This window comes from Brevundimonas sp. GW821-FHT10E09 (assembly GCF_058809375.1).
Window position 1 is genome coordinate 1 of record NZ_JBXASO010000019.1, and the last position, 21,968, is coordinate 21,968.

General features: G+C 67.7%; 17 protein-coding genes. 11 read left to right on the plus strand and 6 right to left on the minus strand.

Annotated features, from left to right (window positions below):
- From AC1RSI_RS15140 to AC1RSI_RS15185, 10 genes are all read left to right on the plus strand, one after another.
- Window positions 1–612 (plus strand): methyl-accepting chemotaxis protein (locus tag AC1RSI_RS15140; protein WP_492793347.1); only part of this gene is annotated, 612 nt, incomplete at its 5' end.
- Between the two features lie 232 nt (window positions 613–844).
- Window positions 845–2,821 carry a methyl-accepting chemotaxis protein gene (locus tag AC1RSI_RS15145; RefSeq protein ID WP_154726885.1) on the plus strand — a complete coding sequence of 659 codons (1,977 nt, stop codon included), beginning with the start codon at window positions 845–847 and terminating at the stop codon, window positions 2,819–2,821.
- Window positions 2,822–2,908: 87 nt separating this feature from the next.
- Window positions 2,909–3,412 (plus strand): DUF1993 domain-containing protein, encoded by a 504-nt coding sequence (locus AC1RSI_RS15150; RefSeq protein WP_154726884.1) that lies wholly within the window; start codon window positions 2,909–2,911, stop codon window positions 3,410–3,412.
- Between the two features lie 113 nt (window positions 3,413–3,525).
- Window positions 3,526–4,065, plus strand: coding sequence for a hypothetical protein (locus tag AC1RSI_RS15155; protein WP_291756008.1), 540 nt, complete (start codon window positions 3,526–3,528; stop codon window positions 4,063–4,065).
- A gap of 101 nt (window positions 4,066–4,166) precedes the next feature.
- Window positions 4,167–4,766, plus strand: a complete 600-nt coding sequence (gene rimP / locus AC1RSI_RS15160; protein ID WP_154727033.1) for a ribosome maturation factor RimP — start codon at window positions 4,167–4,169, stop codon at window positions 4,764–4,766.
- Window positions 4,766–6,529 (plus strand): transcription termination factor NusA, encoded by a 1,764-nt coding sequence (gene nusA, locus AC1RSI_RS15165; RefSeq protein WP_154727034.1) that lies wholly within the window; start codon window positions 4,766–4,768, stop codon window positions 6,527–6,529. Before rimP ends, nusA begins: the two co-directional genes overlap by 1 nt.
- Before the next feature lie 18 nt (window positions 6,530–6,547).
- On the plus strand, window positions 6,548–7,222 hold the full coding sequence (locus tag AC1RSI_RS15170; protein WP_008264043.1) for an RNA-binding protein: 675 nt from the start codon (window positions 6,548–6,550) through the stop codon (window positions 7,220–7,222).
- A 106-nt stretch (window positions 7,223–7,328) separates the two neighbouring features.
- Window positions 7,329–10,412 (plus strand): translation initiation factor IF-2, encoded by a 3,084-nt coding sequence (gene infB / locus AC1RSI_RS15175; protein WP_447941245.1) that lies wholly within the window; start codon window positions 7,329–7,331, stop codon window positions 10,410–10,412.
- A 120-nt stretch (window positions 10,413–10,532) separates the two neighbouring features.
- On the plus strand, window positions 10,533–11,342 hold the full coding sequence (locus AC1RSI_RS15180; RefSeq protein ID WP_154725974.1) for a helix-turn-helix domain-containing protein: 810 nt from the start codon (window positions 10,533–10,535) through the stop codon (window positions 11,340–11,342).
- Window positions 11,343–11,416: 74 nt separating this feature from the next.
- Window positions 11,417–12,508, plus strand: coding sequence for a serine hydrolase domain-containing protein (locus AC1RSI_RS15185; protein WP_154725973.1), 1,092 nt, complete (start codon window positions 11,417–11,419; stop codon window positions 12,506–12,508).
- Between the two features lie 1,185 nt (window positions 12,509–13,693).
- On the opposite strand, the gene AC1RSI_RS15190 is transcribed toward AC1RSI_RS15185, so the two are convergent.
- The 5 genes from AC1RSI_RS15190 to AC1RSI_RS15210 all read right to left on the minus strand — a co-directional run bounded on the left by AC1RSI_RS15190 (window position 13,694) and on the right by AC1RSI_RS15210 (window position 16,711).
- On the minus strand, window positions 13,694–13,954 hold the full coding sequence (locus tag AC1RSI_RS15190) for a hypothetical protein (protein WP_154725972.1): 261 nt from the start codon (window positions 13,952–13,954) through the stop codon (window positions 13,694–13,696).
- Between the two features lie 321 nt (window positions 13,955–14,275).
- Window positions 14,276–14,854, minus strand: a complete 579-nt coding sequence (locus AC1RSI_RS15195; RefSeq protein ID WP_154725971.1) for a CC0125/CC1285 family lipoprotein — start codon at window positions 14,852–14,854, stop codon at window positions 14,276–14,278.
- A 97-nt stretch (window positions 14,855–14,951) separates the two neighbouring features.
- Complete coding sequence (locus tag AC1RSI_RS15200; RefSeq protein WP_154725977.1) at window positions 14,952–15,602, minus strand: LysE family translocator; 651 nt, start codon at window positions 15,600–15,602, stop codon at window positions 14,952–14,954.
- A gap of 78 nt (window positions 15,603–15,680) precedes the next feature.
- On the minus strand, window positions 15,681–16,328 hold the full coding sequence (locus tag AC1RSI_RS15205) for a hypothetical protein (RefSeq protein ID WP_154725970.1): 648 nt from the start codon (window positions 16,326–16,328) through the stop codon (window positions 15,681–15,683).
- 80 nt (window positions 16,329–16,408) lie between these two features.
- Entirely contained in the window at window positions 16,409–16,711 is a 303-nt protein-coding gene (locus tag AC1RSI_RS15210) for a hypothetical protein (protein WP_154725969.1), read from the minus strand.
- Window positions 16,712–17,019: 308 nt separating this feature from the next.
- Between AC1RSI_RS15210 and AC1RSI_RS15215 the strand changes: the two genes are divergently transcribed.
- Window positions 17,020–19,071: a response regulator gene (locus AC1RSI_RS15215; RefSeq protein WP_447941244.1), complete on the plus strand. Its 2,052-nt coding sequence runs from the start codon at window positions 17,020–17,022 to the stop codon at window positions 19,069–19,071.
- Between the two features lie 17 nt (window positions 19,072–19,088).
- Here AC1RSI_RS15215 and AC1RSI_RS15220 read toward each other — a convergent pair whose 3' ends face one another.
- On the minus strand, window positions 19,089–21,473 hold the full coding sequence (locus tag AC1RSI_RS15220) for a TonB-dependent receptor plug domain-containing protein (RefSeq protein WP_492322669.1): 2,385 nt from the start codon (window positions 21,471–21,473) through the stop codon (window positions 19,089–19,091).
- Window positions 21,474–21,968: the final 495 nt, after the last annotated feature.

Below are 21,968 nucleotides of genomic sequence, written 5' to 3' on the forward strand. Positions count from 1 at the left end.
CAGATCATCGGCGTCATCGACGAGATCGCCTTCCAGACCAATCTGCTGGCCCTGAACGCCGGGGTCGAGGCGGCGCGCGCCGGCGAAGCCGGTCGCGGCTTTGCGGTCGTGGCCTCCGAAGTCCGGGCCCTGGCCCAGCGGTCGGCCGAGGCGGCGAAAGAAATCAAGACCCTGATCTCGACCTCGACCCACCAGGTCGGCTCGGGCGTCAAACTGGTCGGTCAGACCGGCGAGGCCCTGCAGCGGATCGTGGACCGTGTCGCCGAGATCGACGGCCTGGTGTCGGAAATCGCCGCCTCGGCCCAGGAACAGGCCATCGGCCTGGCCGAGGTCAATACGGCCGTGAACCAGATGGACCAGGTGACGCAGCAAAACGCCGCGATGGTCGAACAGTCGACCGCCGCCAGCCATTCGCTGTCGCAGGAAGCCCAGTCTCTGCAAGCCTCGGTCGCCCAGTTCAAGGTCGGGACGAGCGGCGCCACGCCGGTCGCCGCGCCGACGCCGGCCCGCGCGGCGCCGGCCCGCCAATTGGTTCAGGCGCTGAAGACCGTCGGTCGTGGCGGCGCGGCGCCCAAGCCTCAGGTCGAGGCCGAAGGTTGGGAAGAGTTCTGACGCCGTAGGCGCAGGCCGCCGCTGAGGGATCGGCGGTATATGTAGTTTGCCCTAACGCCGCGTTTACGATTCGTCCCGATCCGGGACGCCACAGTCGCACAGGTTTCAGGTTTCACCCCTGTGTCGCTTCTGGGGACTGGAGTGTCCGTTCTTCCGGGACCGCAAGCCCAGCGGAGCGCCTGAAGCCAGGGTTCAAGATCCTTGAATCCTGTCCGTGCTTTGGCGCCTGGAGATGGCCTTGAACAAGATCCTGTCCGATACGAAGATCGCCGTGAAGATCATCGTGCCCCTGGTCCTGCTGGCCCTGGTGGGGCTGGGGGGCGCCGCCTACAGCGCCTGGGAGATGAAGAAGATCGACGCCGACTACAGCCGGCTGGTCGATGTGGACAACGTCGCCCTGGTGAGGATGATCCGGGTCAACCGGACCCTTCAGGGCCTGGGCTACGACACCTACAAGGTCTTCGTCTATGACGGGGCCTCGGCCGAGGCGCGCCAGGCGGCCGATCAGACGAAGGTGGAAATCGAGACGATCGAGACCTTGCTGGCGGAGGCGGAATCCATCGCGCCGCACTGGAAGGACGAGATCGAGGGCTTCCGCGGCCCCTTGAACGAAGTCCGCGCCCTGGCCGCGCGGTCCGTCGAGCTGGGCCTGGCCAATGACGCGGTGGCGGGGCGCCCCGTGCTGACCGAGATGGACGCCAGAATGGCGGATCTGATCCCGAAATTGACCGCCTTCACCAACGCCAAGGTCGAACTGACCGCCGAGGAGTCGGCGCAGGCCTCGCAAAAGGTCGATGCGGCGGCGCTGACCACCCTGATCGCCATCGCGGTGGCGACCATCGCCGCCCTGGCCGCCGGCCTTGTCGTGGCGCGGTCCATCGTCGGCGCCCTGTCGGGCATGGGCGACCGGATGGGGCGGCTGTCGGCCGGCGACACCACGATCGACGTGCCCCACGCCCAACGCAAGGACGAACTGGGCAAGATGGGCGTCGCCCTGATCGCCTTCCGCGACGCCGCCATCGAGAAGATGCAGCTGGAGGCCGAGGGCGCGGCCCTGCGCAACCAGTCGGACGAGGAGCGGGCCCGCAACCAGCGCGCGGCGGACGCCCTGGCCCGCGAACAGGCGACCGTGGTCGCGGCCCTGGGCGAGGGTCTGGAACACCTGACGCGCGGCGACCTGACCTACAGCATCACTCATGATTTCCCCGGCGACTACGCCAAGCTGAAGACCGATTTCAACACCGCCATCGCCCAGTTGCAGCAGGCCATGGGCGTGGTCCTGGGCAATGTGGCCGGCATCCGGTCGGGCGCCGGCGAGATTTCGCAGGCCGCCGACGACCTGTCGCGCCGCACCGAACAGCAGGCCGCCAGCCTGGAGGAAACCGCCGCCGCCCTGGACGAGATCACCGCCACGGTGAACAAGACCGCCTCGGGCGCCCGCCAGGCCTCGGACGTGGTCCAGTCGGCCAAGGGCGACGCCGAAACCTCGGGCGTCATCGTCCGCGACGCCGTCTCGGCCATGCACGCGATCGAGGGGTCTTCGGCGCAGATCAACCAGATCATCGGCGTCATCGACGAGATCGCCTTCCAGACCAATCTGCTGGCCCTGAACGCCGGGGTCGAGGCGGCCCGAGCCGGCGAGGCCGGTCGCGGCTTTGCCGTGGTGGCGTCGGAAGTCCGCGCCCTGGCCCAGCGTTCGGCCGAGGCGGCGAAGGAGATCAAGACCCTGATCTCGGCCTCGACCCATCAGGTCGGTTCGGGCGTGAAACTGGTCGGTCAGACCGGCGAGGCCCTGCAACGGATCGTGGACCGGGTCGCCGAGATCGACGGCCTGGTGTCGGAGATCGCCGCCTCGGCCCAGGAACAGGCCGTCGGCCTGGCCCAGGTCAATACGGCGGTGAACCAGATGGACCAGGTCACCCAGCAAAACGCCGCCATGGTCGAGCAGTCGACCGCCGCCAGCCATTCGCTGGCCCAGGAGGCCGAGACCCTGCAGGCCTCGGTGGCCCAGTTCAAGGTCGGCGAAACCGCGTCGGCCCTCGCCACCGCGCCCGCGCCCCGCGCGGCGTCGAGGCCCGGCGCCCCGGCTCCCGCCCGTTCGAACCATATGGTCGCCGCCCTGAAGACTCTCGGTCGCGGCGGCGCGGCGCTGAAGGTCGAGGCCGCACCCCAGGCCGCACCTGCTTCGGAGGGCTGGGAAGAATTCTAGGGCCGGAGGTGGAGCGGGGGGCTGGCGCCGCGGCGATGAACCGCCCAGCTATGGCCTCCTCACCAAAGCCCTGGCCGGATCCCTGGAATGACCCTCTCGATCTACGACGTCGCCTCGCCCATCCTCGTGCGCGGCCTGACCAATCTGTCCGGCCTTCTGGACAAGGCCTTGGCGGAGGGGTTTGACGAAGCCGTCCTGATCCAGGCCCGGCTTCACGAGGACATGCGCCCCCTGGCCGCCCAGGTTCAGCTGGCGTCGGACTCGGCCAAGGGCGCCGTGGCGCGGCTGGCCGGCGTCGACAACCCGGCCATGGCGGATGACGAGACGAACTTCGCCGAACTGAAGGACCGGATCGCCCGCACCCTCGCCTTCATCGAGGGCGTGGACCCCGCCGCCTTCGCCGGGGCCGAGACTCGGCCGGTGACGCTGAAGACGCCTAGCCGCGAGATGAATTTCGACGGCCTGGGCTATCTGACCAGCTTCGTCCTGCCGAACTTCCATTTCCACGTCACGACCGCCTACGCCATCCTGCGCAAGGAAGGCGTGCCGTTGAGCAAGATGGATTATCTGGGGCGGCTCAGCCTCATCTAGAATCCAGGGTTGCAATCTGGAGTGGGCGGGCATTCTCCGACTGGTCATCTAGTGCGCTTGGGGAAGTGGAAGTGGAAGTGAAGCGAAGCGGCCCCACCCCAAAGATCGACCATTTGGTCGCCAGCGCCCTCTATGCGCCGGGTCTTTCGCTGGTCGCGTTTTTCGCCTGCGTGTTGCTGGTCTCTATTCCGCAGGCGGCCGCCGTCGGTGGCGGCGGTGGCGGCGGTGGCGGCGGGGTGGCGATCGACGTCATCGGGGGCATACTGAACCTCTTCGTTCTTTTCCTGCTTGTGACGGCGTGGGGCGTCGTCCCCGCCCTGCTGTTCGGCGGTGCCGGATGCTGGCTGGCCGAGCGTGGGGTGCAGACCCGGCCCTGGTGGGCATGGGGCTTTGCAGGGTCTGCAAGCGCGGGCGCCTACGTCCTTGTTGCGCTGATCGGCCGTTCCCTAGCGCCGACCGTGAGTTTTTTGATCGCGCCATGGGGATTTCGAACACAGCTTGGGCCGGACGCCGAGAGCGCCCCTTTCGCGTGGGATATGATGTTGGCGGCAAGCGTGGCGGGCATTCTGACGGGCGGGTTTCTGGCCGGAGCCCTCTATTTCCGCCTCAGTCGCGGCCGGTGGGCGCCGATTGGGGCTGACAAGCGATCCTGAACCGCCTATATGGCCCTCCACATCGTTAGACCGGCGTCCAACGGCGTCGTTCCAAGCGGCGGCCCGGACGGACCGCCGCTTTTGTTTTGGATAATCGCCGCTTGCGCGCAAGAACCGCCCAGGACCGCCAACTGCTCGAGCTGATCGACCCCATTGCGGAGTCGCTCGGTCTCGAGATCGTGCGCGTCCGCCTGATGACCGGCTCCAAGCGCCAGCGTCTGCAGATCATGGCTGAACGCCCGTCCGACCACGACATCTCGGTCGAGCAGTGCGCCAAGCTGAGCCGCGCCGTGTCGGAGGTGTTCGACGCCGCCGACCCCATCGCCGGCGAATATATGCTGGAGGTCTCGTCGCCCGGCATCGACCGGCCCCTGACCCGTCCGCTCGACTTCGACCTGTTCGAGGGCGAGGAGGCGCGGCTGGAGACGGACCGGATGATCGAGGGCCGCAAGCGCTTCAAGGGCGTGCTGGCCGGCTATGAGGACGGCAATGTCCTGATCGACCTGGACGGCGAGGAAGAGACCGCCCTGATCCCCTTCGACTGGTTGAGCGATGCGAAACTGGTCCTGACCGACGCCCTGATGAAACGGGGCGCCGCCATTCGCGCCGCGCGCGGCGAACCTGAAGACGACGGCCTGCCCGAAGGGGAAGCCGCCGAAGACACAACCGACACCACGACCCCTTCTGAGGACAACGCCTGATGGCCGTCACCGGTATTTCCGCCAACCGCCTCGAACTGCTGCAGATCGCCGAGGCCGTGGCCCGCGAAAAGAACATCGAACGCGAAGTCGTCATCGAGGCGATTGAAGAAGCGATCCAGAAGGGCGCCAAGTCGCGTTACGGCGCCCACCACGACATCCGCGCCAAGATCGACCACAAGACCGGCGAACTGGCCCTGACCCGTCACGTCACCATCGTCGAGGACGACTGGCAGCCGGAAGACGAGCTGGAAGAGTTCAACGACAGCGCCATGGTGCGCCTGAAGGACGCCCTGAAGCGCGACCCGGAAGCCGTGGTCGGCAAGGAATATGTCGAGACCCTGCCGCCGTTCGAGTTCGGCCGCGTCCAGACCCAGATGGCCCGCCAGGTCGTGACCGGAAAGGTCCGCGAGGCCGAGCGCGCCAACCAGTATGAAGAGTTCAAGGATCGCGTCGGCGAGATCGTCAACGGCACGGTCAAGCGCGTCGAATACGGCAACACCATCGTCGACCTGGGCCGGGGCGAGGGCGTCATGCGCCGCGACCAGTCCATCCCGCGCGAAGTGTTCAACATCGGCGACCGGATCCGCACCTACATCTACGACGTCCGGCCCGAGGCCAAGGGCCCGCAGGTCATGCTGTCGCGCGCCCATCCGGGCTTCATGGCCAAGCTGTTCGCCCAGGAAGTGCCGGAAGTCTATGACGGCGTGATCGAGATCCGCGCCGCCGCGCGTGACTCGGGCTCGCGCGCCAAGATGGCCGTCCTGTCGAACGACAGCTCGATCGATCCGGTCGGCGCCTGCGTCGGCATGCGCGGCTCGCGCGTTCAGGCGGTCGTCGCCGAACTGCAGGGCGAGAAGATCGACATCATCCAGTGGAACCCGGACGAGCCCACCTTCATCGTCAACGCCCTGGCCCCGGCCGAAGTCTCCAAGGTCGTGCTCGACGAAGAAGCCGGCCGCGTGGAAGTGGTCGTGCCCGACGAACAGCTGTCGCTGGCCATCGGCCGTCGCGGCCAGAACGTGCGCCTGGCCAGCCAGCTGACCGGCTGGCAGATCGACATCATCACCGAGTCCCAGGACTCTGAGCGTCGCCAGCGCGAGTTCAGCGAGCGCACCGGCCTGTTCCAGGAGGCCCTGGACGTGGACGAGGTCATCGCCCAACTGCTGGTCACCGAAGGCTTCGCCACGATCGAAGACCTGGCCTATGTCGACCCCTATGAAGTCTCGGAAATCGAAGGTTTCGACGAGGAGACCGCCGAGGAACTGCAAGCCCGCGCCCGCGACTTCCTGGACCGCAAGGCCGCCGAGCTGGACGCCAAGCGCGTCGAACTGGGCGTCGAGGACGGCGTGCTGCAGGTGCCGGGCGTGACCCTGGCCATGGCCGTCGCCCTGGGCGAGGGCGGGGTCAAGACCGTCGAGGACCTGGCCGACCTGGCCACCGACGAGATCCGCGGCGGCTACGAAGTGAAGAACGGCGAACGGGTCAAGGTCCCGGGCGTGCTGGAAAGCTTCAACCTGGCCCAGGAAGACGCCGAAATGCTGATCCTGCAGGCCCGTGTGGCCGCCGGCTGGATCGACGCCTCGGAACTGCCGCAGCCCGCGCCGGAAGAGGAAGAGGAAGAATTCGCCGACGGCGAATACGACCCGGACCAGGTGTTCGGCGACGCGCCGGCTGAAACCGAAGTCGACGCCGACGGTTCAGACGCAACTGCCGACGATGCGGAGGTCCTCGCCGAGGACTCTTCCGAACCGTCGAACGCGTGATGGGAGACCTGGCCACATATGAGCTTGCGCGACGCAACGATTGATCGGGAACGCCGGGACCTCGTCTCTCACGAGGTCATGGACGAATCTCGCCTGATCCGTTTCGTCGCCGGGCCCGATGGCCAGGTGGTTCCCGACCTGGGCAGGAAACTGCCCGGCCGCGGCCTGTGGGTCGAAGCCAGCCGCACGTCGATCGAGACGGCGGTCAAGAAGAACGGCTTCACCCGCGCCGCCAAGATGAAACTGACCGCCCCGGCCGACCTGGCCGATATCGTCGAACGGCTGCTGTTCCGGCGCTGTCTCGACCAGCTGGGTCTTGCCCGGCGCGAAGGCGTGCTTATCTCTGGCTTCGAAAAGTCCGCCGCCAATCTGCGGGCCGGCAAGGTCGCCTGGGTGATCGAGGCCGCCGACGGCTCGGCCGACGGGCGTGGCAAAATCCTCGCCCTGGCCCGCCATCAGACCGCGAAAGTCTGCGGCGCGTTCACTGTGGACGATTTGAGTTTGGCCCTTGGGCTGGAAAATGCGATACACGCCGTCCTGCTTGCGGGCGGAAGGGCCGAGCGTTGGACCATGGAGGTCGAACGACTGGCTGGATTTCGGCCGCTTCGCCCCGCTCACTGGGATATTCCCAGGGACGGGGACGGATCGGCGGGAGCAACCCCGACTGACCTTGATAAAGGTGGGGCGAGCTGAGGATTTTGGCGGCCGAGGGCCTGTCTCCAAGGGCGGAGACGGGCTCACGGTCGTTCATGTGCATTGAGACGACGGCGGGATTTTCCGCCCCTAGTAAAGCGACCGGATGAGCGACGAAAACGACAAGACCAACCAAGGCCAGGGTTCGGGCCAAGGTGCGAGCCAGGGCAATCAGGGCGGCACGCCGTCCCAGACGGGGCCGCGCGCCCCGCTGAGCCTGAAGCCGCGCGTTGTGGGATCGGTCCCGACCGGGACCGTCAAGCAGAGCTTCAGCCACGGGCGGTCCAAGACGGTGGTGGTCGAGACCAAGCGTCGACCCGGCGCCGGCGGGCCGCAACGCCCGCAGGGCTTCGACGTGGCGCGTCCGCAGCAGTCGTCGTCGCAGAATCGTCCGCAGGGTCAGCGCACGTCGCAACCCGTCGGCGGCGCCCTGTCGCCTGAGGAGCAGGAAGCCCGTCGTCGCGCCATCGCCGTCGCGACCCAGGCCAACGCCGAGCGTGAACGCGCCGCCGTCGCCGAGAAGGCCGCACGTGAAGCCGCCGAACGCGAACGCGCCGCCGCCACGGAACGCGCCGCCCAGGCGGCCCGCGACGAGGCCGCCGCCGCTCAGGCCGCCGCCGAAGCCGCCCGCGCCCAGGCCGCCAAGCTGACGGCCGCCGCGCCTCAGCCGGTCAAGCCTGCGCCCAAACCCGCTGCGCCCGTCGCCGCAGCCCCGACGCCGGCTCCGGTCGCCCCGACGCCTGCCACGACGCCTGCGCCGACGGCCGCCGCGACCCCGGCGCCCGCCGCTCCGGCCCGTCCGGCGGCTCCGGCCCGTCCGGTGGTCAACTTCGGCCAGCGCGTGCCCAAGCCCGGCAATCCGCAGCGCGCGGCCCCCGAGCGTCCCGCCTTCGGCGGTCGTTCGGCCCGTGAACAGGCGATGGGCGGCGGCGAACGGTCCTATACGGATCGCCCGCAGACCGACCGTCCGCAAGCCGACCGTCCCCAGGGCGCCCGCCCGGGTCCCGGCGGCGCAGGTCGTCCGCAAGGCGCCAAGCCGGCTGAACCCGTCCGCTATTCGGCCCTGAACCCGCGTCCCGCCCCCGGCGCCGCTCGTCCCGGCGGCTCGCGCACCGGTCCTGGCGGTCGTCCGACCCCCAACGCCCCTCCGGCCCAGGCCGAAGTGGCCCGCCCCAGCCGCGCCCCCGGCGCCGGCTTCGGCCGTCCGGTCGGTCGCGACGACGATCGCGAGAAGCGTTTCTCCGACGCCGGCAAGGCGGTCAGCCGCACGCGCGGCGAGCCGAAGCGCCGCGAAGGCCGCATGACCATCCAGTCCGTGGTCGGCGACGGCGACGCCGCCGAGCGCATGCGCTCGCTGGCCTCGGTCCGCCGCGCCCGCGAACGCGAGAAGGAAAAGCGCAAGGGCGGATCGACCGATGCGCCCAACCGTCCGCGCGAAGTGGTCATCCCTGACATCATCACCGTGCAGGAGCTGTCCAACCGGATGGCCGTGCGCGGCGTCGACATCATCAAATTCCTGATGAAACAGGGCCTGATGATGAAGATCAACGACGTGATCGACTCCGACACCGCCGAACTGGTGGCCGAGGAGTTCGGCATGGCGGTCAAGCGCGTCTCTGAATCCGACATCGAATTCGGCTTCCTGGGCGACGCCGACGACGCGGAAGCGGCCGATGTCCGCGCCCCCGTCGTGGCCATCATGGGCCACGTCGACCACGGCAAGACCTCGCTGCTGGACGCCCTGCGCACCACCGACGTCGCGGGCGGCGAAGCCGGCGGCATCACCCAGCATATCGGCGCCTATCAGGTGCGCCTGGACGACGGCCAGAAGGTCACCTTCCTGGACACCCCGGGCCACGCCGCCTTCTCGGCCATGCGGGCGCGCGGCGCCAATGTGACCGACATCGTGGTGCTGGTCGTGGCTGCCGACGACGGCGTCATGCCGCAGACCATCGAGGCCATCCAGCACGCCAAGGCGGCCGGGGCTCCGCTGATCGTCGCGGTCAACAAGATGGACAAGCCGGGGGCCACGTCTCAGAAGGTCGTCAACGAGCTGCTGCAGCACGAAGTCATCGCCGAAAACCTGGGCGGCGAGACCCAGATCATCGAGGTCTCGGCCAAGGAGCGGATGAACCTCGACGGCCTGCTGGAAGCCATCCTGGTCCAGGCCGAGGTCATGGATCTGCGCGCCAACGCCGATCGCTCGGCCGAGGGCGTGGTCATCGAGGCCAAGCTGGACAAGGGCCGCGGCCCCGTCGGCACCGTCCTGGTCAAGCGCGGTACGCTGAAGCGCGGCGATATCGTCGTGGCCGGCGGATCGTGGGGCAAGGTTCGCGCCCTGCTGAACGAACGCAACGAGCAGCTGACCGAAGCCGGTCCGTCCGTCCCGGTCGAGATCCTCGGCCTGGACGAGGCCCCGTCTCCGGGCGACGTCTTCGCCGTGGTGGAATCCGAAGCCCGCGCCCGCGAGCTGACCGAATACCGTCAGCGGGTGAAGCGCGAAAAGGCCCAGGTCTCGGGCGGTTCCGTGTCGCTGGTCGACATGATGTCCCGCCTGCAGTCCAAGAAGGTCTCGGAACTGCCGGTCGTCATCAAGGCGGACGTGCAGGGTTCGGCCGAAGCCATCGTCAGCTCGCTGGACAAGATGAGCACCGACGAGGTGCGCGCCCGCACCGTCTATTCCGGCGCCGGCGGCATCACCGAGAGCGACGTCAACCTGGCCAAGTCGGCCGGCGCGCCGATCCTGGGCTTCAACGTCCGTGCGTCGAAACAGGCGCGTGATCTGGCCGAGCGCGAGGGCGTCGAGATCCGCTACTATTCGATCATCTACGACCTGCTGGACGATATTAAGGGCGTGCTGTCCGGCATGCTGGCGCCGCTGCAACGGGAAACCTTCCTGGGCAACGCCGCCGTGCTGCAGGTGTTCGACATCTCCAAGATCGGCAAGATCGCCGGTTGCCGGGTGTCGGAAGGCGTGGTCCGCAAGGGCGCCCGCGTCCGCATCATCCGCGACGATGTGGTGGTTCTGGAGCTGGGCGTGCTCAACACGCTCAAACGCTTCAAGGACGAGGTCAACGAAGTCACGGCCGGCCAGGAATGCGGCATGCAGTTCCAGGGCTTCCAGGATATCAAGGAAGGCGACTACATCGAGTGCTTCACGGTCGAAGAGATCAAGCGCACCCTGGACTAGGTCCGGGTTCGCAAGCATCGAAAGAGACAGGCCCGGAACCCAGGTTCCGGGCCTTTTTCTTTGCGTCAGTCCCGCGCATGATGCCAAGCGTGGCGGGAGAGGCCGCGCGGGGATCGGTTCATGGCCAGACCACATCTGTCGTCCGGCGACTTCTTCGGCGCCGCCTCGCGGACGGTCGAGGCCGGGGGATTTCGCGTCGGCCTGTGGATCGCCGACCGTCCGCCCGAGAGCGTCGTGCCTCACGCCCATGACGACGCCCATTTCATCCTGGCGCTCGACGACGGCTATTGCAGCCTGGCGCACGACCCCCTGACGCCCAGGGGCGCCGCCTTCGGCCCCGGCGCCCTGGTGTGGAATCCGCCGGGCGTCGAACATCGCGACTGTTTCACCGAGGCCGGCGGCCGCTTCCTGTCCATCAGTTTCGATCCCCCGAAAAGCGCCGGGCGCGGCGACCCCATGCGGTTGCGCGGCGCCCTGGCCGAAGGCGCGGCGCGACGTCTGATCGGGGTGGCCGGTCGGTTCGCGGCCGGAGACGCGGTCGTGATGGAGGGGCTGACCCTGGATCTGGCGGCGACGGTGCTGACCCCCGGCGACCTGAACGAGGATCCGGCGCCGGAGTGGCTGCTGCGGGCCCATGAGGTTCTGCACGACCTGGCCGATCAGCCGGGGCTGGAGGTGGCGACCGTGGCCCGCATCGTCGGGGTCCACGCCGTCTCGCTGGCGCGCCGCTATCGTCGCCATTTCGGCCGCTCGCCGGCGGCCGCCATTCGCCAGGCGCGGGCCGATCGGGCCGCCGGACGACTGGCGCGGGGCGTGGACCTGGCCGAACTGGCCGCGCTGGGGGGCTATGCCGACCAGAGCCATCTGACCCGCGAGTTCGGGCATATCTACGGCCTGACGCCCGGCCGCTATCGCGCCCTGTTCGCCTGAGCCGGTTTCACCTGTTCAAGACCCGGCGCGCGCATCCTGCCACACCTCGGGTCTCGCCTCTCTCAAGGATTGTCATGCGTTCCCTGCTTGTCGCGGCCCTCGGGCTCGCTCTCGTCTCGTCCCCCGTCGCGGCCGAACCGGCCTGGCCCGTCGCAGCGCCTGAAAGCCAGGACGTCTCCGCCGAGGGGCTGGCGGCCATGGACACCGCCGTCCGCGCCGGGACCTTCCAGAAGATCACCAGCGTCCTGATCGCCCGCCACGGTCGGCTGGTGCACGAGGTTTATTTCGACGAAGCCGGGCGCGAGAGCCGGCGCAACACCCGCTCCGTGACCAAGACCGTCACCGCCATGCTGGTCGGCGCCGCCGTCGCGCGCGGCGACATCGCCAGCGTCGACGCCCCGATCCTGCCCTTCGTCGCCGACCATGGGCCGTTCGACAATCCCGACCCGCGCAAGGCCGCGATCACGGTCGAGGACCTGCTGACCATGAGTTCGCTGCTGGAATGCGACGACGACAATTCCTTCTCGCGCGGCAACGAGGAGCGGATGTATCTGATCGAGGACTGGGTCAAGTTCGCCCTGGACCTGCCGATCCGCGGCTTTCCCGCCTGGATTCCGAAACCGGCGGACCAGCCCTATGGCCGGGCCTTCAGCTATTGCACTGCCGGCGTGACCACCCTGGGCGCCGTAGTCCAGGCGGCGACGGGCGAACCGCTTCAGGCCTTTGCGCGCGAGGCCCTGTTCGGCCCGCTGGGGATCGAGGGCGAGCAGTGGCAGACCTCGCCCACGGGTCTGGCCCAGGGCGGCGGCGGCCTAGGCCTGCGCAGCCGCGACCTGCTGACCCTGGGCCAGCTGTTGCTGAACCAGGGGCGTTGGGACGGGCGTCAGGTGCTGCCGGAGGCCTTTGCGAAGGCCATGACCGCCCCGCATTCCACGGTCGATCCCGAACGGGGCGACTATGGCTATCTGGTCTGGCTGCCGACCTATCAGGTCAACGGCGTGGCCCATCCCGCCTGGGCGATGGCGGGGACCGGCGGCAACAAGGTGGTGATCGTTCCGGACCTGGACACGGTCGTGGTGGTGACGACCGAGAACTACAATGTCCGCAATCCGCACGGTCTGGCCGACGCCCTGATCGCCGGCCACGCCCTGGCGGCCATGAAATAGGCGGGCGCGCCCTGAAACGACAAAGGCCCGGAACCGCAGTTCCGGGCCTTTTCCTTTGGCATGTGCGTTTTTCACAAACCCGCCTTTAGGTCACGCGTCATCCTCTAGGAAAACGGAAGGGTCCAAGGTCATCGTCGCTCCCTTCAGCCGGTTCTTTGCACAGGCGGAGTGAGCGTAAACGTCCTGCGCCGGGTCGTCGTCAGCATTCGATCCGTCGTACCAAGCCCAGAAGCCGCGAACATGGACCAGCACGGCGCCGGGATCAGTGCGCTCTATCGGCCGGTCGCAGAACCAGCAGGCGTAGCCACCGTCCGTCATTTCCTCAACTTGTCCGCATCCGGCTTAGGCACGCTCCGATTTCTGCACTTTGCATACCGGAGATTTATGACGGGAGCATAGCCGACAGGCTGGCATTCCCAAGCGAGAAAAGCCTCATGGCTAGGGTCGAGGTCGTTTACGCGTTGGGCGAGGAACACGGGATTTGGGACGTCGCGCCTCCGTCTGAGCTTCGGTTGGCCGTTCTCCTACGTGTTCTGGCGTCGGTCCTGACAGTGGAAATCCAAGGTCCGTGAGAGCTTGCTCAAGCTCGTTCGACCAGGTGAGCAAACGGTTTCCCCATTCGTCCAGTTCGGCTGGGCCGACTTCAATTGGGCTAGCTGGAACGCCGGTCTTCGCCTCGCCCTTCATTGTGTGGAGCGCGTACTTTCCGCGACGACTAGGGACAATGAAGCGATGCGCAACATCATTTCGGCGAGAGTAGTAGGTTTGGAGTTCGTCGCAGCACTCGACGATGTATAGTCGTGCAGGTTCTGGGTAGGCCGCAATAAGTGTTCTGATCTGGCTGAGCTTGACCTTAAAATCCATGCCGGCAACGAGCGGCCAAGCATGATCCATCACATATTCTATAGGGCTTATCATTCTTAGGATTTGAAATCCTACCTGTGCCTCGACGGCACTGGCCGTCATAATCAGGCGACCTATCGCCATTAGCATCTCGTCCGAGACGGTCTGGAGACTTTTTGGCATGACTGAAACGCCCGATCCCATGGCTGAACGTTGTTAAGCGGATGCTGGCGACGCCGCCAAAAAACATGAGCCCACGAAAAAGGGGCGCGAGCCGAAGCTCGCGCTAGAGAACGATGACAAGGGCTGAGGATCAAGAAGTCTATCCTGCAATGAGCGCTATCAGCCGTGCTGGTCGGACGGGATCATTCCGCCTCTTTCCACCCCATGGTCAGCAACACCGGCAAACTCCATCAGCTTCGCCGCGATTAGGGGATTGTTCACGTCGGCGGCGCACGACCGAAGAAGGTCTGCAACCATGCACCCAAGTTCAGGGTCACGTGATCTCAAGGCGTTGATGATGGCGTTAACGGTGAGGAAGGTCACCGCCATTTCGGGCATGATGGCTGATACATCGATCGTCACTGTGTTGCTATTGTTCATGGGCTCCATCGCTAGCGAAGCCGAGCGAGCTGACCACGCCACCGATCCAGGGTGGCCTCTAAACGCAAACTGGGGATCGCCCCGCACGGCGGTTTTCAGGTTAGGTGGCGGCCCGCGCGAACGGGTCGCCACCAGAAACTAGCCCTGATTCTTCGTTCTTTGTTCGTTCTTTTTCCGCCGTCTCGCGGAGGCGAGCGAGGCGAAGCGACTGAAACATAAACGTAGGCTTCGTCAGTTCGCCAACATGCCACTCGCCTCTCCATCCGACAAAGGCCCGGAACCGCAGTTCCGGGCCTTTCCTGTTTTGCGCTCGTCTGCGCCTCAGCGCAGCGGCGGCCGGGTGACGCGCGAGGAGAGGTTCTGGATCACTTCGCGGGCGTCGAAGGCGTTGGGGTCGCCGGCGGGCTTGGGACCGCGGCCCATGATGATCTCGGCGTTGGCTTCGTAGCGGTCGATCTGACGCGTGTCGAAGTCGTTGCTCCAGCTGTCCCAGGGGCTCCAGAAACCGCCGCGGTAATAGCGCCAGGACGGACCCCAGTAGGGACCGTAGAAGCTGTTGTAGCGGCTGTAGAAGGGGTCCGGCGTGGTGACGTAGCGGGTGTCGCGGTCGGTGGCGCGGTTGACGGTGGCGAACCAGTCATAGCCGCTCTCGACCGTCAGTTCGGCCGAACGCAGCAGCAGGGACATCTCGACCTGTTCGCGCGAGGTCACCGAGTTTCCGGCGAAGCTGACGCGATAGCGGTTGTTCTCGACCCGCTGTTCGGCATAGCCGCCCCGCTCGCCGTTGAAGCCGGCGGGTTGATAGGGGGTGGCGGTGGCGCAGGCGGCCAGGGCCAGTCCCGCGACAGCCGTCATCGCCAGGGCTCTGAGCGCCGGCGTCTTTCTGGATAGGGCTTTCATGAATCGACTCCTTGATCGCCCATTCGGGCGCGCTGGCGGCTGAACGGCGCATGAACGGCCATGTTCCCCACCAATCTAGGACGAAGCCGGGCTGCGTCTAGAGCCGCAATACGATCAGTACCGCCGCCGTCAGCAAAAGGACGCCGACGAACAGGCCGAAACCGCGCCGGAACCGGGGTTGCTGCATCCGTTGCGACAAGGCGGCGCCGGACAGGGCGTAGGCGCTCATCGACATCATATCCATGCCGATGACGGCCAGGGCGAACAGGGCCAGCTGCGGCGCGACAGGCCGCTCGACGTCCAGAAACGGCGGCAGGACGGCGGTGAAGAACAGGATGGCCTTGGGATTGGCGATCTGGACCGCGAACCCGTCGATGAAGGCGCTGCGGCCCTTGCGCACAGCGACGGCGTGATCGGGCTGCTGGGGATCGGTCGGGGCGGTGTTCTGCATGGCGCCGCGCAGGGCCTTGACGCCCAGCCAGGCGACATAGAGGGCGCCCCCTATGGCGATCAGGTGGAAGGCGTCGGGGAAGGCCTTGACCAGGGCGCCCAGGCCCAGGGCGGCGGCGGCGAACCAGACCAGGGTGGCGCAGTTCATGCCCACCACCCCGACCAGGGCCGAGGCCCGGCCCTTTTCCACCCCGGTGGCGACCGCGAACAGATTGGCGGGGCCGGGGGTGATGGCCATCACCACCATGACGCCCAGGAAGGTCGAATAGAGGTGCGGATCGACGGGCAGGGCGGACATGCGGCGCGATGTCGCTGTAATGGCGGCGGCGGTCAAGGCCGGGCGACGCCTTCATCAGACGCGGACGGCGAAACCGGGTCAGGTCGCCGGCGGCTGGGGGGCTTGCGGCGGTTCAGGCGGCGCGATGGGCGCCACATCCTCCGCCTCTTCCTCCGCGACCACGGCGTCCGCCGCCTGGTCCATCGCGTACTGGGCGATCAGACCATAGGTCACCATCTGTTCGGGATCGGGATTGGTCCAGGCGCTGTTGCGGGCGATGCCGGTTCCGGCGGCGACGCCCTGTTGCATCCCCTCTTCCATCGCGCGTTTGACCTCGGGGTCGTTCAGGGCGTCTTCGACCAGGGCGTCGACGTCGATGTCCTTCAACGCCTCGGCGGCCAGTTCGGACGCGTGTCGGGTGGCTTCGGCGGTGAAGGCGGCGACGTCCGGCGCATAGGCGGACCAGAGGGCGGCGATGCTCTGGCCGCGGGCGCTCTCGCTCAGATTCGGGTCTTCGGAAATGGCCTCGGCCCGTTTGCCGAAAGCCTCCATCCGCGCCTCAAAGGCGTCGGCGGCGGCTTCGAGCCGCGCTTCGGCGGAGTCGGGGTCGGGAGCCACGCCCCGGGCCGGCGCCGCCTGGGACGCCGCATTCTGGGACGCCGCATTCTTGGACGCCGCATTCTGGGCGAGCGCCGAGGAGAGGGGCAGAAGGGCCAGGGCGGCCGTCAGGCTGAGCGCGCGGATCATGGGAGCTTCCCCGTTGGTGACCCGTGCAAACTCCGCCCAAGGCCGCCCCGCCTCAAGTGAAATCGCGGTAAGACGCGGCGCTACTGCGGCGCAGGGGCGGTCTTCGCGGCGATCTCGGCGCGGACCATGGCCGGAACGGACTTGATCCGCTCCACAGCCGCAGCGACCTGTTCGGCCGGCGCGCCCTGGGCGAGGGCGAAGGTCTGAACCTCGGCGGCGAAGGACGCGGCCTCCGAATCGTAACGCGCCTGGATGGCCGCGAGGTCGGTCGCGGCCTTGGCCTTGTCCGCCTGGGTCGCGGCGGCCTCCATCTCGGCGGACATGGCTTCCATGCTCTTGCCGAAGGCCTCGGCGCGGGCCTCGAAGGCGGCAGGTCGCCGCACAATTGTTCCGACAAGGGCGCCGGCAAGCCGTTCCCGCGCCAGACCCAGAACACGATAAGGCTTGCCGCCGCCGAACTGCAACGGGGGAAAGAGCGGGCGGATCTCTGAAAACGCCTGAACCTTGGCCGTTACTTGTCGGGATCCTCCGGGTGCGCAATTCTACCTAGATTTTAAACAATGGAATTCTAAGGGCTTTGGCCCAGCCTGCCGGTATGGGTCGGAGCAGATCGAGTCTGGGGCGTGGGCGCTGGCGGTTTTTCCGCCATGACGCCGGTCGGGAGGCAGGCCCGCCGCCCTGGCTCTATGTATTGCTGTTCATCGCCAGTCAGTTGCTGGGCCAGTGGAGCATCGCGGCCCTGCACGCCACCGTGATGTGGCCCGCCAACGCCGTGCTGCTGGCGGCGGTGCTGCAATTGCGCCGGGACAAGGCCATGGGGGTCATGGTCGGCTGCGTCCTGATCAATCTGGCCAGCAATATCATTCGGGGCGACATCCTCCTGTTCGCGGTGACCAATGTCGCCCTGAACCTGCTGCAGGTGGGGATCGCGGCCCTGCTGGCGCGTCGCCTTTGCGGGGCGGCCCTCGATATGCGGCGTCCGCTTCGCCTGTTCCGGTTCGCTGTCGGGGCAGCGGTTCCGGCCGTCGCCGTGACCACCCTGCTGGCGGGCCTGATCGCGGTCATCGCCGGGCGGCCGCCGCTGGAAAGTCTGGGCTTCCGCATGCGCCACCTGTTCGACATGGAGCTGCTGGCGATGATGATCGTCACGCCGACCCTGTTGCTGGTCGCGCGCAATCACCGCTTCCGCAAGGACGCCCTGGCGTCGCGCTCCGAGTTCGTCATTCTGATGAGCCTGGTGGCCGTTGCAGCCCTGTGGGCCTTTGGTCAGAACCAGGCGCCCATTCTGTTCATCATCTTCCCGCCGTTGATCCTGCTGGCCTTCCGCCTGTCTCCGCCGTGGACGGCGGGGGCGGTGATCCTGGTCTCGGTCATCGGGGCCGGCGCCACCGTCACCGGCCATGGACCCGTGATTCTGACGCGGCTGGTCTTCGACCCGGCTCTGGAGGGCGTGCCCGCCGTCATGCGGCAGATGAACGTGCTTCATCTGTTTCTCCTGACCGTGGTGATCACGGCCCTGCCGATCACCGCCCTGTCGACCGAACGGCGTCGCCTTGTCGCCCGCCTGAACGTCCGCACCGAAGCCGCCTTGGCCGCCTTGAAACGCGCTGAGCAGGCGGACGCGGCCAAGTCCCGGTTCCTGGCCATGATGAGCCACGAGATGCGCACGCCCCTGACCGGGATCACCGGCTATGCGGATCTGCTGTCGCGACATCCCGAACTGGACGCCGAGGGCCGACGTCAGGTCGAGGCCGTGCATCAGTGCGGCGAGGCCATGCTGCGCCTGATCGAGGATTTGCTGGAGGTGTCGAACGGCTGTTCTGCGCTCGACCTGAAGCCGGAGGACCTCTCCACCCTGATCGACGAGGCCGTCGGGCCGGCGCGCGAATGGGCCGCCGTCCGGGGCCTGAACTTCGCTGTAGGCTTCGCTCCCGGTACGGAGGGGCTGGTCCTGACCGACGGGCGACGGCTGCGTCAGATTCTGCACCACCTGGGCAGCAACGCCGTGAAGTTCACCGGCAAGGGCGGGGTGCGCATCGGGGTGGAGCGGGTGGGCGACCGACTGCGTTTCGCGATCAATGACACCGGTTGCGGCATGACCGAGGAGGTTCTCGCCGGAATATTCAGCCTGTTCGAACAGGCGGACGTCACCACCAGCCGCGCCCATGAGGGGGCCGGCGTCGGTCTGGCCCTGGCCAAGAACCACATCGACCGGCTGGGCGGAACCGTGACCGTCGAAAGCACGCCCCACAGGGGGACGACATTCACGGTGGAAATCCCGGCCAAGGCCGTGGCGGCCGCGGCCGCCCCTGCGGTCGAGACGCCTCCGCTGGAGGCGCGACGCATGCGGGTCCTGGTCGTCGACGACCATCCCGCCAACCGCGATCTGCTGCGGATCATGCTGCAGGCCGTCGATTGCGAGACCGCCGAGGCCTGCGACGGGCGCGAGGCGGTCGAGGCCGTGCGGACGGGCGATTTCGACCTGGTGCTGATGGACATCCGCATGCCGGTGATGGACGGCGTCGCCGCCACCCGGGCCATACGCGCGCTGGAGGGGCCGGCGGCCGGAACCGCCATCCTGGCCGTGACCGCCGAGGCCATGCCGGAGGACGTGGCGCGCTGCCTGTCCGCCGGCATGGACGCTCATGTGGCCAAGCCTGTCACCCAGGCCCGTCTCTATGCGGCCATGGACCAGGCCATGGACGCCGCCGAGCACCGGATCGACGACGTCCGAGCTGCCTAGGGTCGGCCCAGGCCCGCCTACCAGGTCAGATTGACCCGGGCGTAGACGAACCGGCCGTTGAAGCCGAACGGCGAGTTGTAGGGATAGCCCAGCACCCCGTTCGAGTTCAGCGAGGCCGGGGTCGCGTCCGGGTATTCGTCGAACAGATTGTCCGCCCCGACCGCCAGCCCGACCCGGTCGGTCAGCTGATACCGGCCCTCCAGATCGATCACCGTCTTCTCGCCCGTGCGATAGTCGTTGGCCGCGACCGACCCCGGTTGCAGCACGTCGCCGTAATAGGTGGCCCGCAGGGTCGCGCCCCACTTCTGCAGCCGCCAGTCGGCCCCGGCCGAGACCTTCACGTCCGGCGTGCCCTCCTCGATCGTCAGGATGCGCTGGCGGCCGAACAGGCCGGGCGCCAGGTCGGTGTCCAGCGAGACGTCGTTGAAGTTGGCCGCCACGGTGAAGTCGAAATCGCCGACGGTCTCGGTCGGCAGGCGATAGCGGCCCACCACGTCCACCCCCTCGGTCGTGGTCGAGACCCCGTTCAGGAAGAAGCGCGCCGCCTGGACCCCCAGCGGGGTCAGCAGGGCGGGGTCGCGGATCAGCTCGGACAGGACGATCTGGTCCTCGATCTCGATCTTGTAGGCGTCCACCGTCAGGTCGAAGGCCCCCAGCCGCACCACGGCGCCCAGCGAATAATTGGTCGAGGTCTCGGGCTTCAGCGGCCGCCCGCCCAGGGCCGTCCCCACCGGGCTGACCGACGGGAAGGTCCCGGTCTCCACCACCGCCCCGTCCTGGATCACCGACGAGGTCGAGGTGAAATAGGACTGTTGCAGCGACGGGGCGCGGAAGCCGGTCGAGATCGAACCGCGCAGGGCGAAGTTGGGCGTGAAGTCATACCGGCCCGACAGCTTGCCCGTCTGGGTGTCGCCGAAGTCGGAATAGTCCTCGAACCGCACCGCGCCGGCGAGCGTCAGCTTGTCGGTGATCGGCAGTTCGATATCGGCGTAGGCGGCGAAATTATCGCGATCCACGTCCACTGCGTTCGACGGCTGGAAGCCGGGGAAGCCCTGGGCCCCGCCGGACAGGGCCACGGTCGGGGTCACGGGGCTGAAGTTCAGCGGTCCGCGATTGTAGCTCTCGGCCTGGCCCGCCTCGATCTGATAATTCTCCCAGCGCTGCTCCAGGCCCCAGGCCAGGTTCAGCGGACCGCCCGCCAGGCCGGCCTCGAACTGCCGGCTGAAGTCGGCGCCCAGCACCAGCTGGTCATAGATCAGGCTGCCGGAATCGAAACTGGTCAGCGACGCCGCCCCATAGGTCGAGTTCAGCGAATCCTCGGTGCGGAAATCGAGCGCGTTGCGGCCATAGACCAGGCTGACGTCGGCGTCCCATCCGGCGATGACGCCGCGCAGGCCCCCGGCCAGGGAGGCGTCCTTCGAATTGACGGCGACCTTGGGCAGGAAGCCGTTCGGATAGAGGACCGCGACATTGTTGACGTTGTCGCGCAGGCGCGGGAAGGCGGCGCCGGAGCTGTCGCGGTCCTGATAGCCGGCCCAGCCATAGGCCTCCCAGCCGTTCCCCAGACCCTTGCCAGCGTTGGCGAAGACGGTCCACTGCTCGACGTCCGGATCGCCGAACCGGGCGGTCACGGCGCCGTTGGCGGCCGCGCGGGGATCATAGTCTGAACGGTTGGTCGACTCGCGGTTCAGATATTCCGCCGACAGGGTCAGGAAGCCGTCGTCGCCCAGGGCGAACCCCTGCCAGGCCGAGGCGGTGGTGGTGGCTCCGTCCTCCTCGTCGCGCTCGCCGCGCGCGGTCTTCACCTTGGTCAGGTACTGGCCGTAGGTGAGGCTGGCGCCGCCGCCGCTGGAGGCTTCCTTCAGCCGCAGGTTCACCACCCCGGCGATGGCGTCCGAGCCGTACTGGGCCGAGGCCCCGTCGCGCAGCACCTCGACCCGGTCCAGGGCCGCGGTCGGAATGGCGTTCAGGTCCACGGCGGCCGAGCCCCGGCCGACGACGCCGTTGGTGTTGACCAGGGCCGAGGCGTGGCGGCGCGTGCCGTTGACCAGGACCAGGGTCTGGTCGGGCGACAGGCCGCGCAGGGTGGCCGGGCGGATCGAGTCGCTGCCGTCATTGGCCGAGGGGCGCGGGAAGGTCAGGGACGGCACCGACTGGGCCAGGGCCGTCGCGAACTCGGTCGTGCCCCGGTTCTGCAGGCTCTGGGCCGAGACCACGTCGACCGGCGCCAGGGTGTCGAGACGCGAGCGGTTGGGCACGCGGGTGCCGGTGACGACGATCTCGTCCACGGTCGCGGCCTCATCCGGGGCCTCTTGAGCGAAGGCGGGCGCGGCGCTCAGCAGGGCGACGGCGGAGACGGTGGCGAGAAGCGCCGGCGAGGCGGCTCGGAAGGCGGTGCGCATTTGAGAGATTTCCTGATGATTGTGTCTTGGCGCGCACGGGCGCGCGGAGCCGGCGTCTTCGACGTCCGGCCTAGGGGGTTGGATGTGACGGATCGGGCGGCTTCAGCCGCTACATCGTCCGCCGCGCCGATAAGGGCCGGCCTGTGTCAGGACTTTGGACATCGTCGTCTCCGACCGCGCGGTCAGGGGGAGCGCCTCGCGGTCATGGCCATATCAGGGCGAAGATGCGGCGGGTCAATGCGCGGAAGGGGCCATGTTTCCTGTGAGTAGAGCGCAGAAAATCTATAGACCGGATGACGAACGGTATAGGCCGGCGTCACCTCTCCGCGCGCGAAGGCGCGTGGGGAGGACAGGTCGCACTTGCGACCAGGCGGGGGCGACTCCGGCGGTGGGGATGACCTCAAGAGCGTCTGACACCGAGTCGCCCCCTCCTGGCGCTCGCTGACGCTCCCGCCTGTCCTCCCCGTCGGCCTTCGCCGACAGGGAGGTGAGCGA

Excerpts from the sequence above, each read along its gene's own strand:
- AC1RSI_RS15220 (WP_492322669.1), bottom strand. The coding sequence starts at position 21,473 with ATGCGCACCGCCTTCCGAGCCGCCTCGCCGGCGCTTCTCGCCACCGTC.
- AC1RSI_RS15190 (WP_154725972.1), bottom strand. The coding sequence starts at position 13,954 with ATGAACAATAGCAACACAGTGACGATCGATGTATCAGCCATCATGCCC.
- AC1RSI_RS15170 (WP_008264043.1), top strand. The coding sequence starts at position 6,548 with ATGAGCTTGCGCGACGCAACGATTGATCGGGAACGCCGGGACCTCGTC.
- AC1RSI_RS15145 (WP_154726885.1), top strand. The coding sequence starts at position 845 with ATGGCCTTGAACAAGATCCTGTCCGATACGAAGATCGCCGTGAAGATC.
- infB (WP_447941245.1), top strand. The coding sequence starts at position 7,329 with ATGAGCGACGAAAACGACAAGACCAACCAAGGCCAGGGTTCGGGCCAA.
- AC1RSI_RS15150 (WP_154726884.1), top strand. The coding sequence starts at position 2,909 with ATGACCCTCTCGATCTACGACGTCGCCTCGCCCATCCTCGTGCGCGGC.
- AC1RSI_RS15205 (WP_154725970.1), bottom strand. The coding sequence starts at position 16,328 with ATGATCCGCGCGCTCAGCCTGACGGCCGCCCTGGCCCTTCTGCCCCTC.
- AC1RSI_RS15200 (WP_154725977.1), bottom strand. The coding sequence starts at position 15,602 with ATGTCCGCCCTGCCCGTCGATCCGCACCTCTATTCGACCTTCCTGGGC.
- AC1RSI_RS15195 (WP_154725971.1), bottom strand. The coding sequence starts at position 14,854 with ATGAAAGCCCTATCCAGAAAGACGCCGGCGCTCAGAGCCCTGGCGATG.
- nusA (WP_154727034.1), top strand. The coding sequence starts at position 4,766 with ATGGCCGTCACCGGTATTTCCGCCAACCGCCTCGAACTGCTGCAGATC.
- AC1RSI_RS15185 (WP_154725973.1), top strand. The coding sequence starts at position 11,417 with ATGCGTTCCCTGCTTGTCGCGGCCCTCGGGCTCGCTCTCGTCTCGTCC.
- AC1RSI_RS15180 (WP_154725974.1), top strand. The coding sequence starts at position 10,533 with ATGGCCAGACCACATCTGTCGTCCGGCGACTTCTTCGGCGCCGCCTCG.